13 protein-coding genes are annotated in these 14,063 nt (G+C 72.3%); 7 read left to right on the top strand and 6 right to left on the bottom strand.

Annotated elements, in window-relative coordinates; genetic code table 11:
* Nucleotides 1-79: 79 nt before the first annotated feature.
* A complete protein-coding gene (locus QRX60_RS07295) occupies nt 80-337 on the top strand; it encodes a hypothetical protein (RefSeq protein WP_286000036.1) in 258 nt (85 codons plus the stop codon).
* Nucleotides 338-3,643: an error-prone DNA polymerase gene (locus QRX60_RS07290; protein ID WP_286000035.1), complete on the top strand. Its 3,306-nt coding sequence runs from the start codon at nt 338-340 to the stop codon at nt 3,641-3,643.
* Here the strand turns inward: QRX60_RS07290 and QRX60_RS07285 are convergent.
* From QRX60_RS07285 to QRX60_RS07275, 3 genes are read right to left on the bottom strand one after another with little or no spacing between them, the layout of a single operon-like run.
* Nucleotides 3,636-4,364, bottom strand: a complete 729-nt coding sequence (locus QRX60_RS07285; protein WP_286000034.1) for a class I SAM-dependent methyltransferase — start codon at nt 4,362-4,364, stop codon at nt 3,636-3,638. The genes QRX60_RS07290 and QRX60_RS07285 overlap by 8 nt on opposite strands.
* Before the next feature lie 32 nt (nt 4,365-4,396).
* Complete coding sequence (locus QRX60_RS07280; RefSeq protein WP_286000033.1) at nt 4,397-4,825, bottom strand: acyl-CoA thioesterase; 429 nt, start codon at nt 4,823-4,825, stop codon at nt 4,397-4,399.
* A complete protein-coding gene (locus tag QRX60_RS07275; protein ID WP_286000032.1) occupies nt 4,794-5,615 on the bottom strand; it encodes an AraC family transcriptional regulator in 822 nt (273 codons plus the stop codon). Before QRX60_RS07275 ends, QRX60_RS07280 begins: the two co-directional genes overlap by 32 nt.
* 76 nt (nt 5,616-5,691) lie before the next feature.
* On the opposite strand from QRX60_RS07275, the gene QRX60_RS07270 reads away from it, so the two are divergent.
* Nucleotides 5,692-6,150 (top strand): VOC family protein, encoded by a 459-nt coding sequence (locus tag QRX60_RS07270; protein WP_286000031.1) that lies wholly within the window; start codon nt 5,692-5,694, stop codon nt 6,148-6,150.
* 25 nt (nt 6,151-6,175) lie between these two features.
* Nucleotides 6,176-6,763 (top strand): pentapeptide repeat-containing protein, encoded by a 588-nt coding sequence (locus QRX60_RS07265; RefSeq protein WP_286000030.1) that lies wholly within the window; start codon nt 6,176-6,178, stop codon nt 6,761-6,763.
* Between the two features lie 49 nt (nt 6,764-6,812).
* On the opposite strand, the gene QRX60_RS07260 is transcribed toward QRX60_RS07265, so the two are convergent.
* Nucleotides 6,813-9,635, bottom strand: a complete 2,823-nt coding sequence (locus tag QRX60_RS07260) for a glycohydrolase toxin TNT-related protein (protein WP_286000029.1) — start codon at nt 9,633-9,635, stop codon at nt 6,813-6,815.
* 188 nt (nt 9,636-9,823) lie between these two features.
* On the opposite strand from QRX60_RS07260, the gene QRX60_RS07255 reads away from it, so the two are divergent.
* Nucleotides 9,824-10,681 (top strand): bifunctional methylenetetrahydrofolate dehydrogenase/methenyltetrahydrofolate cyclohydrolase, encoded by an 858-nt coding sequence (locus QRX60_RS07255; protein ID WP_286000028.1) that lies wholly within the window; start codon nt 9,824-9,826, stop codon nt 10,679-10,681.
* A complete protein-coding gene (locus tag QRX60_RS07250) occupies nt 10,678-11,001 on the top strand; it encodes a DUF3017 domain-containing protein (RefSeq protein ID WP_286000027.1) in 324 nt (107 codons plus the stop codon). The genes QRX60_RS07255 and QRX60_RS07250 overlap by 4 nt, the downstream gene beginning before the upstream one ends.
* Nucleotides 11,002-11,055: 54 nt before the next feature.
* On the opposite strand, the gene QRX60_RS07245 is transcribed toward QRX60_RS07250, so the two are convergent.
* Both QRX60_RS07245 and QRX60_RS07240 read right to left on the bottom strand, forming a co-directional pair.
* Entirely contained in the window at nt 11,056-12,228 is a 1,173-nt protein-coding gene (locus tag QRX60_RS07245) for an MFS transporter (RefSeq protein ID WP_286000026.1), read from the bottom strand.
* Nucleotides 12,229-12,422: 194 nt separating this feature from the next.
* Nucleotides 12,423-12,746, bottom strand: a complete 324-nt coding sequence (locus QRX60_RS07240; RefSeq protein WP_286000025.1) for an ArsR/SmtB family transcription factor — start codon at nt 12,744-12,746, stop codon at nt 12,423-12,425.
* A 109-nt stretch (nt 12,747-12,855) separates the two neighbouring features.
* Between QRX60_RS07240 and QRX60_RS07235 the strand changes: the two genes are divergently transcribed.
* On the top strand, nt 12,856-14,034 hold the full coding sequence (locus QRX60_RS07235; protein WP_286000024.1) for an MFS transporter: 1,179 nt from the start codon (nt 12,856-12,858) through the stop codon (nt 14,032-14,034).
* The last annotated feature ends 29 nt before the right edge of the window (nt 14,035-14,063 follow it).

The raw sequence follows: 14,063 nt of genomic DNA, 5'->3' as shown, positions 1-14,063 counted from the left end.
CGATTCGGGCGAAAGCTGGTCGGTCCGCGGGCAGCTGCCTGCCGCCCGGCCCGACGCCGACGAAGAGTGGGTGTGCCCGGTGATCGTGCTTCCGGTTCCGCGCTCGTCGCAGGAGAACGGCTGCCGCATGAGCGAGGCCGAAGCCCGGAGCCGCCGGAACCACCCGTCGGGGCGGACGCGCCAGGAAGCCGTGGAGCCGCGGCCTCTCGGCGACGCCGAAGCCCGGAGCCGCTGGAACCACCCCAGCAACTGGCACCGCCGCCGCCGGGAAGCGCAGGCCCGCCCGCTCACCGAAGCCGAAGAACGCCGTCGGCGGGACGAGCCCGGGAGCCGTTAGATGGGCTGGAACAACCCACCCGTGCGCTGGAAGGACCTCGCCCGCACCCTCGCCGGCGGGGTGCCTCCCGGCGACCACGGCGACAGCCCTGCCTGGGGCCGCCGCCGCGAGGCCTACCAACGCCCCGGCGACCTCCCCACCCGGCGCAACGACGACGGCGGTGAGGCCGTCCGCGTCCCCTACGCCGAGCTGCACTGCCACTCCAACTTCAGCTTCCTCGACGGCGCCAGCCACCCCGAAGAGCTCGTCGAAGAAGCCGCGCGTCTCCAGCTCGACGCCATCGCCCTCACCGACCACGACGGCATGTACGGCGTCGTCCGCTTCGCCGAGGCCGCGCGGGAGCTGGGCGTCAACACCGTCTTCGGCACCGAGCTCAGCTTCGGCCTCCAGAACCCGCAGAACGGCGTCGCCGACCCCGAAGGCGAGCACCTCCTGCTGCTCGCCCGCGGGGATCAGGGCTACCGCGCCCTCTGCCGCGCCATCACCGCCGGCCAGATCCACGAGAACGCCGAAAAGGGCAAGCCGATCTACGACCTCGGCGCGGTCGCCGAGGAGGTCGCCGGGCAGTGCGCCGTCCTCACGGGTTGCCGCAAAGGCGCGGTGCGCTCCGCCCTCGTCACGCACGGCCCGGCGGCCGCCGCGGAGAAACTGCAGGAACTCGTCGACCGGTTCGGCCAGGACAACGTCTACGTCGAGCTCACCGACCACCGCCAGCCGCTCGACAGCACGTACAACGATGTCCTGACGAAGCTCGCCGGCGAACTCGGCCTGCCGACCGTCGCCACCACCGCCGCGCACTACGCCCGCCCGGAACGCGCCCCGCTCGCCGACGCGCTCGCCGCGATCCGGGCCCGCCGCGGCATCGACGAGCTGGAAGGCTGGCTGCCCGCGGCCGGGACGGCGTTCCTCCGCAGCGGCGCCGAAATGGACGTCCTGTTCCGGCGCTACCCCGGCGCCGTCCGCCGCTCCGCCCTCCTGGGCATGGAATGCGCCTTCCCGCTGAAGCTGATCGCCCCGAAGCTGCCGCCCTTCGACGTCCCCGAAGGCCACACCGAGACGACCTACCTCCGCGAACTCACCCGCGAAGGAGCGGAGGAACGCTTCGGCGGCAAAGACCACGAAGAGCAGGCGAAAGCCCAGATCGAGCACGAGCTGGAGATCATCGAAGACCTCGGCTTCCCCGGGTACTTCCTGATCGTCTGGGACATCGTGCGGTTCTGCAACGACCACAAGATCCTTTGCCAGGGAAGGGGTTCGGCGGCGAACTCGGCCGTCTGCTACGCGCTCGGCATCACGAAGGTCGACTCGGTGGCCAACAAGCTGCTCTTCGAGCGCTTCCTCGCCCCGGACCGCGACGGCTACCCCGACATCGACCTCGACATCGAGTCCGACCGCCGCGAAGAAGCCATCCAGTACGTCTTCAAGAAGCACGGCCGCCTCAGAACCGCCCAGGTCGCGAACGTCATCACTTACCGCGCCCGCTCGGCGGTCCGCGACGCCGCCCGCGCGCTCGGCTACTCGCCGGGCCAGCAGGACGCCTGGAGCAAGCAGATCGACCGCTGGGGATCGTTGCGCAGCACAGAAAAGGACCACGACCACGACATCCCGGACGAGGTCGTGCAGCTCGCCTTCGCGCTCGAGGACTTCCCTCGCCACCTGGGCATCCACTCCGGCGGGATGGTCATGTGCCACGAGCCGGTGAGCCAGGTCGTGCCGGTGGAGTGGGCGCGGATGGCCGACCGCAGCGTCATCCAGTGGGAGAAGGAGGACTGCGCGGCCGCCGGGCTCGTCAAGTTCGACCTGCTGGGCCTCGGCATGCTCTCGGCGCTGCACTACATGCTCGACCTCGTCGAGGAGCACAAGGACGAGAAGATCGACCTCGCCGAGCTGGACCTCACCGACGAGAACATCTACGACATGCTGTGCCGCGCCGACGCGATCGGCGTGTTCCAGGTCGAAAGCCGCGCGCAGCTGGCGACGCTGCCGCGGTTGCGGCCGCGGGAGTTCTACGACCTGGCCGTCGAGGTCGCGTTGATCCGGCCCGGCCCGATCCAGGGTGGCTCGGTGCACCCGTACATCCGCCGCAAGCAGGGCATCGAGAAATGGGAGTACGACCATCCGCTGCTGGAGAACGCGCTGCACAAGACCAAGGGCGTGCCGCTGTTCCAGGAGCAGATGATGCAGATCGCGCTGGACGTCGCGAACTTCACCGCGGCGGAGGCCGATCAGCTGCGGCACGCGATGGGGTCGAAGCGCTCGGACCGGAAGATGGACCGGCTGCGGCAGCGGTTCCTCGAAGGCGCCGCCGCGAACGGGGTCGAAGACGAGCTGGCGCAGAAGATCTTCCTGAAGCTCAAGGCCTTCGCGAACTTCGGCTTCCCGGAGAGCCACGCGCTGAGCTTCGCGCACCTGGTGTTTTCGAGCGCCTACTTCAAGTACTACCACCCGGACGCGTTCCTCGCGGGCCTGCTGCGCGCGCAGCCGATGGGCTTCTACTCGCCGCAGTCACTGGTCGCCGACGCGCGGCGCCACGGCGTCACCGTGCACGGCCCGGACATCAACCGCAGCCTGCCGCACGCGACGCTGGAGCCGGGCACCGGAAAGTTCCACGACGTGCGCACCGGGCTGAGCACCGTCCGGATGATCGGCGAAGACGTCGCGAAGCGGATCGTCTCCGAGAGGCAGGCGACCGGCGACTACACCGACATGGCCGACGTCGCCCGCCGCGTGCGGCTCAAGACCCCGCAGATCGAGGCGCTGGCCACCGCCGGTGCGTTCGCCGGGTTCGGCGGCGATCGCCGGCAGGCGCTGTGGACCGCGGGTGCCGTCGCCGGGGAACGGCCGGAGAAGCTGCCGGGCCTGGTCGGCGCACAGGCCCCGGTGCTGCCCGGGATGGACGGGCTCGACCTCGCGGCGGCGGACGTCTGGGCCACCGGGGTGTCGCCGGACAGCTACCCGACCGAGTTCATCCGCGACCGCCTCGACGCGCTCGGCGTCGTCCCGGCGAACGGCCTGGCCGACCTCGAAGACGGCGCGCGCGTGCTGGTCGGCGGCGCCGTCACGCACCGCCAGCGCCCGGCGACCGCGGGCGGCGTCACCTTCCTCAACATCGAGGACGAGACGGGGATGGTCAACGTGATCTGCACGCTCGGCCTGTGGCAGCGCTACCACCGCGTCGCGCGTGCCAGCCCGGCGCTGCTGATCCGCGGGGTGGTGGAGAAGGCCGACGGCGTGGTCAGCGTGCTCGCCGACCGCGTCGAGGCGTTGCCGATGCGGATCAAGGCGAAGTCACGCGACTTCAGGTGAGCGGACGCCGGACGATCGTGACGATCTCGGGGCCGTCGCCGGTCACCGGGGTGCGGTCCCAGTAGCCGTACTGCTCGTCGACGACCAACCCGGCGTCTTCGATGAACCCGTTCAGGGAAGGAACGTCGAGGAACCGCAGTGTGCTTTCGCTGTACTGCGGCGCGTCCCAGTTCGGGCTTTCGTACGTGGTCTTGAAACTCACGTACCCGTTTTCGAACGGCCCGGCGTCGTTCCACGACCGCACTTCGCCGGCTTCCCAGACGTTCGCGGGCGTCCAGCGCTCCCAAGCGCGCGCGGCCGGGTTGCGCGTATCGAAGCCGAACCGGCCGCCGGGCCGCAGTGCGCGGTGGACGGCCGAGAACGCCGTGCGCAGCTCGTCGTCGGTCAGCAGCACCTGGAACGCGTGCCCGGTCATCACGGCGAAGTCGAACTCGCTGTCCCAGGCGGCGGTCGACAAATCGCCGTGCACCCACTCGATGTCGTCCCGGCGGCGGGCCTGGATGAGCATGCCCTCGGCGGGGTCGAGTCCGACGAGCCGTCCTTCGTGGCCGGACTCGCGGGCCCAGTGCAGCAGGGAACCGGTGCCGCAGCCGACGTCCAGCACCGACTCCGCCGCCATGATCATCGGCAGGTAGAACGCGAAGTCCCCGCTGCTCTCGCGCGGGTTCATCGCGTCGTAGAGCGAGGCGAGGTAAGGGTCGACGTAGTCGTGGTCGGGCACGGTCGTCACCGTAGTGAGCGGGCCGGGAAAGCTCACGTCGTTTTCGGCGCCAGGCCCAGCAGTTCGGGGTGCGCGGCCAGCTCCTGCCAGTACGCCCCGGGGTCGGGGAGCAGCCGGCGCCGGTCGAGGTCGAGCAGACCCGACACCGATGACACCGAGGCGACGTGCGTGCCATCCGGCGCGTGGAACTCCTGTTCCACGCGGGAAGTTTTGCCTGAGCCCCACTGGAACACGCAGCTGACCGAGACCTCGCTGCCCGGGACGAGCTCGCGGTGGAACCGCACGGTCGTCTCCAGGTTCACCGGGCCGATCCGGCGCGCGGCCAGCGCTCCCGGGTCGATGCCCGCGGCCCGCACGCACACCCAGCGCGCGTGGTCGGCGTAGGCGAGGTAGGCCGGGCCGCGGACGTGGCCGTTGACGTCGAGGTCGTCAGCGCGCACCGCGATCGTGACTCGGAACATGCGGAAGATCGTGGCGCGCGGGCCGCGGTGCCGTCTGGAACTTTTCGGCCACCCGCACGAGCGCGGCGGGGGAAGAACCCGACAGGCGGCGGCATTCGCGGCCGAGGTGGGACTGGTCGGCGTACCCGAGCTCGGCGGCGACGCCGGCCAGCGACGTCCGCCCGGCCGCGAGCGACTCCAGAAGGCGCAGGAACCGCTGGAACCGCCGGACGCGGTGCAGCTGCTTCGGCCCGGCGCCGACCGCGTGGACGAAGTGCCGCCGCAGCGCGCGTTCGCTGAGCCCGACGGCGACCTCGGACGTCCGCGTGGTCGCGCCGAGGGCTTGCACGGCAGCCAGCACCCGCCGGTCCGGCGTCGCTCGCCGGCGAGCGACGAGCGCTTCGAGGATTCCGCGCTGTGCCAAGGGATCGGCGGTCGTCGCCAGGGTTTCTTCGGCGTGCCGGGCGTCCGCACCCCAGAGGTCGCTCAGCCTCGTCACGGCCGGCAGCTCCGGCATGGACGTGCCGAGCACGGCGGCCGCGGCGCCGCACCGCAGCCGTACGCCGACGCGGGACGCCGCCGCCGGGACCCACAAGCGCAGGGGAGTGCCGACGGTGACGACCACGGTGAGCGCGTCGCCGTCCCAGACGAGGTCCGCGCAGCCGTCCGGGAGCGCGCGCAGCGGCCGCGCCCAGCCGGTGCGCCCGTGCCAGCCGCAGGCCAGGACGCCGGCCAGCGCGGCGGGCGGCGCGACTTCGAGGTACACCGACCGCGCCCCGGCGACCGCCAGCGGCCGCAGCGGAACTCCCATGCGCCCAGTATGCAGCGGTCAGGAACTGACCTACTTCGAGCTTACGGTCGGGGGCCACACCGACTGAGGAGGAAACATGGTTCCCGACGGCTACACAACGGTCACCCCGTGGATCATCGGCCACGACACCGCCGGCCTGCTCGACTTCCTGAAGCAGGCCTTCGGCGCCGAGGAGCTCGGCCGCGTCGTCGGCGAAGACGGGAAGATCGGCCACGCGGAGGTCCGCATCGGCGACGCGGTCGTGATGGCATTCGACTCGCCGGACGACGGGGCGGCGACCCCGGCGTTCCTGCGGCTTTACGTGCCGGACAGCGAAGAAACCCAGCGACGCGCGATCGAAGCGGGGGCGATCGAGGTGACCCGCCAGACGGTCTTGTTCTTCGGCGACCGCGTCGGGCGCGTGCGCGATCCCTTCGGCAACCTGTGGTGGATCCAGACCCGCCTGGAGAACCTGGACGAAGCCGAAATGGCGCGGCGCGCGCACCTGCCCGAGTACGTCGAGGCGATGAACTACGTCCAGGGTGCGAAGCTCTGACCGCGCGTGTGGCACCCTGGGGGCCGTGTTGGAGACGGGGGAGGACTACCGCGAAGCGGTGTTGTCCGGGCAGTGGTGGGAAAAGCGCCGGTTCACCGGGTGCGACTTCACCGGGGCGGACCTGAGCGGGCTGCGGACGCGCGGCTGCACCTTCGACGACTGCCTGTTCAGCCGGGCCGATCTTTCCCGCTCGCGGCACGACGCTTCCGCGTTCCGGTCGTGCACCTTCGACCGCTCGGTGCTCGTCGAAAGCCGCTGGACGTCGTGTTCGCTGCTCGGCTCGTCGTTCGCCGAGTGCGGGTTCGCCGGCATCGCCCTGACCGAGTGCGACCTCTCGCTGGCGTCGCTCGCGAAGGCGCGGCTGCGCAAGCTGGGCCTGTCCGGGCTGCGGCTGCGCGAAGCCAACCTGACCGAGGCCGACCTCGCGGGCGCCGACCTGCGCGCCAGCGACCTGACCGGCGCCCGCCTCCAGGCCGCGAAGCTCGACGGCGCGGACCTGCGCGGTGCGCGTCTGGACGCGAACGCCTTGGTCCAGGCCGATCTGCGGGGTGCCGAGGTCGACGTCGAGACGGCCATCGCCTTCGCCGCCGCCCACGGGCTCGTCATCCGCTGAACGCACGAAGGCCCGGCAGACGGGCTACCGGGCCTTCGCGGGACGGAAATCAGTCGATCGGGGGTTCGCCCGGGTCGAGCTCGATCAGGTCGCCTTCGGCGACGAGCTCCTCGATCGACGCCGGGAGCAGGTACGCCGACCCGCCGCCCGGCTGGTTGAACCACGGGATCGCGACGCCGGCCAGCGCCTCGAGCGGTCGCTGCACGCGGTAGACGTGGTACGGCCGGTTCACCCACTCGGGCACCAGCGACCGCTCGGCGAACGGCGTGCCGGCCGCGTACGTCAGGTTGCCGTTCGGCCCGCCGAAGCGGTCCAGCTCGCTGCCCGCGGGCAGCTCGCGCAGCTCCTTGCCGCGGAACAGCGTCAGCGGCGGCTCCCCGGCCATCGGCCCGATCGGCCACTGCTGCTGGTTGCCGCCACCACCGCCGTTGACGGCCGGGCGGGCCGGCTCCTCACGACGCGGCGGCGCGGGCGGTGCGGCGGGCGGCGGCACCGGCGGGGCGCCCTGCGGCACCGGGGCGGCCAGGACGGTCGGCGCCGACGGCGGCTCACGCCGGAGCGGCGCGGGGGCCGCGGGCGGCGGTCCGGTCTGCTGCTGCGCCGCCTGGGGTCCCGGTCCGGCCGGGACCGGCGCGGGCGGGGCGGGCTGGCGCGGCGGGGCCGGGGGCTCGTCGTCTTCCAGGTCGCCGAACAGCTCATCGGCGCTCGTGAACGCCGTCTGCTCCTGGGCGGGCACCGGCTCGGGCTTGCGGACCGGGTACGACCCGGTCGCGACCTCCGGCGACAGCGTCGCGACGACCCGCTGCGGCTTCGGTTCCGGCTCGGGCTCCGGCTCCGGTTCGGGCTCGGGTTCCGGCTCGGGCACGTGGCCCTCCGGGTTGAGCAGCAGCTTGCCGAGCATGAACGCGGCCGCGTCTTCGGCGTCGCCGAACACCGCGGGGTTGCTGAGCTTGCCGTCGTACCAGCCGACGCGCCAGCCCTCGTCGACCTGCTCGACGCTCCACCCGTGCTCGGCGGGCTCGCCCAGCTTGTAGCCGCTTTCGGGCACCTCGAGCTCGTCCAGCTTGCTCTGCAGGCCGGCGAGCACGGGGTGGTCGGGGGTCTCGCGGCGCAGCGCGCGGCGGCCCGAGCGGGGCGCCGGCGCGGCGGGCGGCTCCGCGGGCTCGGGCTGGGACCGGGGCTGGGGTGCCGGTGGCTCCGGCACCGGCAGCACGCCGGGCACCTCGGGCTGGGTGATCATGGTCGGCGGTCCGGGGTCGAACGCGGCGCGCTCCGGCGGCTGGAACCCGCCGTGGGACGGCTCGTCCGGCCGGGGCCGGCCCGGCGGCGGGAAGGCCGGGGGCTCCGGCTGCTGCCCGGGCTGGAACGCGGCGTGTGCGGGCTCGTCCTGGGCGGGCTGGAAGGCCGCGTGCGACGGCTCTTCCTCATCGGGCTGGAAGGCCGCGTGCGAAGGCTCGTCGTCCCGCCGGGAACCGGCGTCGAACGCCGGGTGCGCGTCGTCCTGGCGGTGGGCGGCCGGCTCCGGGAACTGCTCGCCGTCGAAGCCGCCCTCGTCCTCGTGGGCGGGCCGGCCCGCGGCGTGCTCGCCGTCGCGCGGCTCTTCCTCGTGCCCGATCGGCTGGTCGGGCACGTACTCCGCGGTCTCCTCGAGGTCGGGCACCCGGTTCGGCTCCGGCGACGTGCCGTTCGAGCCGACGGCGTGCTCGGGGTGCTCGTACTCCTCTTCGCCGTAGGAGTCCTCCTCGGCGAAGCGGTCGTCGAACTCCTGGTCGTCGTAGCCCTCTTCGGCGAACTCGGCCTCATCGGCGTAGGCGTGCTCCTCGGCCGGCGCGTCCGGCTCGGCGGCGTGCGCCGCTTCCACCGGCGCGGGCGGCTCCTGGTGCTGCTGCGGCGGCACGACCGGCGGGGCCGGCGCGACCATGGTCGGCGGCGGTCCCGCGGGCGCCTGCTGGGGCGGCGGGCCCTGCGGCGGCGGCCCGGCCGGGCGCTGCTGCTGCGGGGGCGGCTGGTTGCCCCGGGTCAGGTACGCGCCGGCGGCCTGCAGTGTCGGCTCGTCGACCGGCGGCGGCGTGAAGCCGACCGCCCGGACGTGCTCGACCAGGTCCGATTCCGGCGAAACGCCGTACTTGCGCAGGTAGAAGTTCACGGCGGCGGGCCAGATCCACTGGCCGTCGCTGTGGAAGGCGACCGGGACGGTGGCCTCGGGGGTCGCGGCCAGCCGGTCGATGTCGTAGCCGCGCTCGGTGACGACCAACGGCGCGTGGTCGAGGTACTCCAGCAGCCGGTCCTGCTCCTCGACCTCGAGGTCGGGGCGGTTGATCACCGGGCGGCCGGCGGGGCCGATCGTGTCGAAGATCCGGGCGATCCGGAAGTGCGGTCCGGGCTGCTCCGGGCCGAGCCCGGACATCCGCCGGATCAGCCACTCGGGCACGTTCTCCTCGGTGCGGGGGAACATCCGCAGCTCGTCCGAATAGGCCTGTGGCGGCGGCGCGAGGTTCCACACCGGCTCGTCACGGTTGTACTCGAGGTTGTAGCTGGACGGGTGGTCGAGCTGGTAGCGCGCGTTGAACCACGTTCCGCGGCCGTCGCGGTACATGCCACCGCGCAGCCTGCCGAAGAGGGTCGCGATGTCGTGCGTCGCGAGCCACTCGTGCACCGTGCCGTCCTCGGTGACGATCTCGCCGGTGAGCTCGTGGTACCTCCCGACGGCTCGGTACTCCGCGGTGACCTTGCGCCAGTCGCGCGGGGCGGCACGGAGCAGGGCAAGTCCGATCTGCTTGACCAGGGTGTCCTGCTCGGTCGCGTTCAGCTGCGTCGTCGGTTGTGCCACGGGGACATTTTGACTGTTCGCGCGCGCCTGTGCACCCCGCATGTGGGTTTTGCCGCTCGGCGACCCGGCGGCACACGGTCTGACCTCGCGTGATGCAACGTGCGGTAGATCACAGGTTGATCGCGGCCAGCGTCGCGAGTGGACCGTGTGGGGGTGACGATCACTCTACGGGCTGCGACCACCCGCGCCTGGAAGCGACGCGCGGGGGTCGCTTTGCCAGAATGGGCGTCGTGACGGCGAAGATTCTCGACGGCAAGGCCACCAAGAACGCCATTTTCGCGGAGCTCGGGCCGCGCGTCGCGGCGCTGGCCGCGAAGGGGGTGACGCCGGGCCTGGGCACCGTCCTGGTCGGCGACGACCCGGGGTCGCACTCGTACGTGCGGATGAAGCACGCCGACAGCGGCAAGATCGGGATCAACTCGATCCGCCGCGACCTGCCGGCCGACATCACCCAGGAGAAGCTCGAAGCCGTCGTCGACGAGCTGAACGCCGATCCCACGTGCCACGGCTACATCGTCCAGCTGCCGCTGCCGAAGCACCTCGACGCGAACCGCGTGCTCGAGCGCATCGACCCGGAGAAGGACGCCGACGGCCTCGCCCCGGTCAGCCTCGGCCGGCTGGTGCTCGGCCAGCAGGGTGCACTGCCGTGCACGCCGTACGGGATCATCGAGCTGCTCAAGCGCCACGGCGTCGAGCTGAACGGCGCGCGCGTCACGGTCGTCGGCCGCGGCATCACCGTCGGCCGCACGCTGGGCCTGCTGCTGACCCGCCGCAGCGAGAACTCCACCGTCACCCTGTGCCACACGGGCACCCGCGACCTGGCCGCCGAGGTCCGCCGCGCGGACATCGTGGTCGCCGCGGCCGGGGTGCCGGGGATCATCACGCCGGACATGGTCGCCCCGGGCGCCGCGGTGCTCGACGTGGGCGTGTCCCACGTGGACGGCAAGCTCACCGGCGATGTTCACCCGGACGTGGCCGAGGTCGCGGGCTGGATCTCGCCGAACCCCGGCGGGGTCGGGCCGATGACCCGGGCGATGCTCGTCAGCAACGTCGTCGAAGCGGCGGAACGCTCGGTCCGGGGCCGATGACGATGACCGAGGACCGGCGGGACGTCCACGACCGCCGGGGCAGGCAGGCCCGGTTCGCCCAGCTCCCGTTCGCGGTGGTGCTGCTGGTGGTGGCCGTCGCCGCGCTGCGGATCGTCCAGTACCACTGGCGGGAGGGCGCGGCGCTGATCGGCGCCGCACTCCTCCTCGCCGCGGTGCTGCGGGCGGTGCTGCCGACCGCCAGGGCCGGGCTGCTCGCGATCCGCGGCAAGGTCGTGGACATCGTGACCTACACCGGGCTCGCGGCGGCCGTGCTGTACGTGGCCCTGACGATCATCGGCGGCCCCCTCGCCTCCAGCTAAGCCGCCGTACTTAGAACTTTCGTCGAGAAAGATGCGTCGTTTGGGACGCTTATCTCAAGAGGTGAGAGCCAGGGTGGTGCGGGCTTCGCGGCGGTCCAGGGTGCCCGAGACGATCGCCAGGGTCAGGCCGAAGACCGCCAGCAGCGCGCCGACCCAGTTGGGGGCGACCAGGCCGAGGCCGCCGGCGATGACCAGGCCGCCCAGGTACGCGCCGATCGAGTTGGCGATGTTGAACGCGGACTGGACGGCGGCCGACACCAGGGACGGAGTGCCGCCCGCTTTCTCCATGATCCGCGCCTGCATCATCGGGCCGATCATGAACCCGGCGACGCCGACGAAGAAGATCGTGATCGCGGCGCCGACCTTGCCCTGCGCGGTGATCGTGAAGATGCCCAGCACGCAGGCCAGCGCCAGCAGCGCGGCGTAGAGGCCCGGCATCAGCGCGCGGTCGGCCAGGCGGCCGCCGAGCAGGTTGCCGATCGTCATGCCGACCCCGGCCAGCGACAGCAGCAGGGTGACGTTCGACGGCGAGTAGCCGGCGACGTCGGTCAGCATCGGCGTGATGTAGGACAGGCAGGCGAAGACACCGCCGAGTCCGAACGTGACGATCGCCAGCGCGAGGTGCACCTGCGGCCGCTTGAACGCACCGAGCTCGCTGCGCAGCGAGGCCTCCGCGGGCCGGCCCTGGTGGGGCACCAGCTTCGCGATGGCCGCGGCGGCGACCAGGCCGATCACGGCGACGACGCCGAAGGTGGCGCGCCAGCCGACCCGCTGGCCGAGCAGCGTGCCCAGCGGCACGCCGATGACGTTCGCCAGGGTCAGGCCGAGGAACATCATCGACACGGCCTTCGCGCGCCGGCCGGGGCCGACGAGGCTGGACGCGACCACCGCGCCCGCGCCGAAGAACGCGCCGTGCGGCAGTCCGGCGAGGAACCGGAAGGCGACGCCGAACTCCTGGTTGGGGGAGAGCGCGAAGAGGGCGTTGCCCAGCGTGAACAGGCCCATCATGGCCAGCAGCATGGTCTTGCGCGGCAGCCGGACGGCGACCGCGGTGAGCAGCGGGGCGCCGACGACGACACCCAGTGCGTAGGCGGAGATGAGGTAGCCGGCGGTCGGGATGTCGACGCCGAAGTCGGCGGCTGCCTGGGGCAGCACGCCCATCATGACGAACTCGGTGGTCCCGATGCCGAAAGCTCCGATGGCGAGCGCGAGCAGCGCGACGGGCACGGCACTCCTTCCAAGGTGGGTAAACGATTACTTAGCCGTCTCAGTCGCAGGTACTGGATCGGTTCAGTTCGTGGACACAAAAGAAGACAGCCATGCGGCCCCAGCGCCGTGGGCTGTCCTACGCACAGTCCAACAAGCGAGGGGGGTCGTTGTCATCCTGATATCGGGTGACGATCCACACCGTAACGGCGAGATCAGCGACGGGCGGCGAGAACGCCGTCCAGGAGGCCGGGGAACAGGGCGTCGAGGTCGTTGCGGCGCAACGAGTTGAACCGGGTGGTCCCCTCCTGGCGGCCCGCCACGACGCCGGCCTGGCGCAGGATGCTCAGGTGGTGGGTGAGTGTGGACTTCGTCACCGGCACGGTCAGCCCGCCGCACGCGATCTCGTGCTCCGCGGCCGCGAGCTGCCGCACGATCGCCAGGCGTACCGGGTCGGCGAGGGCGCGGAGTACGCCTTCGACGGTGATCTCGTCCAGCTCCGGGTGAACGATCGGCGGCAGCGCGGCGGTCTTGACCATGAGCCCATTGTACGACGCCGATCGAAATTGCCGGAGGGACGTAGTACGGTGGTCGTCGAACTACGACGTTCATCGAACCAATCGCCCGATCCCTTGGGGGGACCCACCCATGTCCACACCCTCGTCCTCGAGGATCTCGGTGCTGGCCTTCGGCGCGTTCGGCGTCGGGACCAGCGGTTACATCGTTGCCGGGCTGCTGCCGGCGCTGACCGGCGAGCTGCACGTCTCGGCCACCGCCGCGGCGCAGCTCGTCACCGCCTTCGCCATCGCCTACGCGGTCGGCTCACCGCTCTTCGCCGCCGTCACCGGCACCTGGGAGCGGCGGACGCTGCTGGTCGCCGCGCTCGCCGTCACCGCCGCGGGCAACCTGTTCGCCGCGCTCGCGCCCGGCTACGGCACGCTCCTGCTGGCCCGGGTGGTGACCGCGATCGGTGCCGCGGTGTTCACCCCCGCGGCGAGTGCCGTGGCGGCCCAGCTGACCAGCCCGGATCGCCGGGGCCGCGCGATCGCGCTCGTGTTCGGCGGCCTGACCGTCGCGCTCATCTTCGGCGTGCCGCTGGGCAGCCTCATCTCGCAGCACCTCGGCTACCGGACGGCGTTCGCGCTGGTTGCGGCGTTCTCGCTGGCGAGCGCGCTGGCCGTGCGGATGGCACTGCCGTCGGTCGCCGCGCCGCCGCGGGTCACCCTGGCCGAGCGGTTCGCCGCCGGTCGCGACCCGCGAGTGCTCGTCATGCTGGCCGTGACGGTCCTCGGGTGCCTCGCCGCGTTCATGGTCTACACGTTCGTGTCCCCGCTGCTGGCGGCCACCGCGGGCCTCCACGGCACGGCGGTCACGGTGCTGCTCTTCTGCTACGGCGTCGGCGGCGCGGTCGGCAACTTCGCCGGCGGCCGAGCGGCCGACCGCTGGGGTTCGCGCGCGCCGCTGCTCGTCGTGACGGCCGCGATCACCGTCGTCATGGCGCTGCTGCCGATCGCGACGGCGACGCCGATCGCGGCCGGCGTCGCGCTGTTCGTGTGGGGCATGGCGACGTGGTCGTTCAGCCCGCCGGTGCAGCACCGGCTGATCGAGCTGGCCCCGGGCCACGCGGGCCTGGTGCTCTCGCTCAACGCGTCGGCGATCTACCTCGGCGTCGGGCTGTCCGGCGTGGTCGGGGGCGCGGTGCTGACGTCCGGCGGGCCGCTGGTGCTGCCCGAGGTCGCGGCGGCGCTGACCCTGGCGGCGCTGGTGCTCGTCGGCACCGCGTGGGGCCGGGTCCGCGCCCCGCGGGAAGAGGTCGCGGTGGGCTGAAGTGCCCTTCGGCGCAGGTGGTGAGCTGA

It is taken from the genome of Amycolatopsis mongoliensis (assembly GCF_030285665.1).
GTDB classification, from domain to species: Bacteria; Actinomycetota; Actinomycetes; order Mycobacteriales; family Pseudonocardiaceae; genus Amycolatopsis; species Amycolatopsis mongoliensis.
The sequence above is the reverse complement of the archived record's forward strand: the minus strand, read 5'-3'. Positions and strand labels throughout refer to the sequence as shown.

Coding starts and splice junctions, on each gene's coding strand:
- QRX60_RS07290 (WP_286000035.1), top strand. CDS start 338: ATGGGCTGGAACAACCCACCCGTGCGCTGGAAGGACCTCGCCCGCACC.
- QRX60_RS07280 (WP_286000033.1), bottom strand. CDS start 4,825: ATGTTCCGAGTCACGATCGCGGTGCGCGCTGACGACCTCGACGTCAAC.
- QRX60_RS07275 (WP_286000032.1), bottom strand. CDS start 5,615: ATGGGAGTTCCGCTGCGGCCGCTGGCGGTCGCCGGGGCGCGGTCGGTG.
- QRX60_RS07270 (WP_286000031.1), top strand. CDS start 5,692: ATGGTTCCCGACGGCTACACAACGGTCACCCCGTGGATCATCGGCCAC.
- QRX60_RS07260 (WP_286000029.1), bottom strand. CDS start 9,635: ATGCGGGGTGCACAGGCGCGCGCGAACAGTCAAAATGTCCCCGTGGCA.
- QRX60_RS07250 (WP_286000027.1), top strand. CDS start 10,678: ATGACGATGACCGAGGACCGGCGGGACGTCCACGACCGCCGGGGCAGG.
- QRX60_RS07240 (WP_286000025.1), bottom strand. CDS start 12,746: ATGGTCAAGACCGCCGCGCTGCCGCCGATCGTTCACCCGGAGCTGGAC.
- QRX60_RS07235 (WP_286000024.1), top strand. CDS start 12,856: ATGTCCACACCCTCGTCCTCGAGGATCTCGGTGCTGGCCTTCGGCGCG.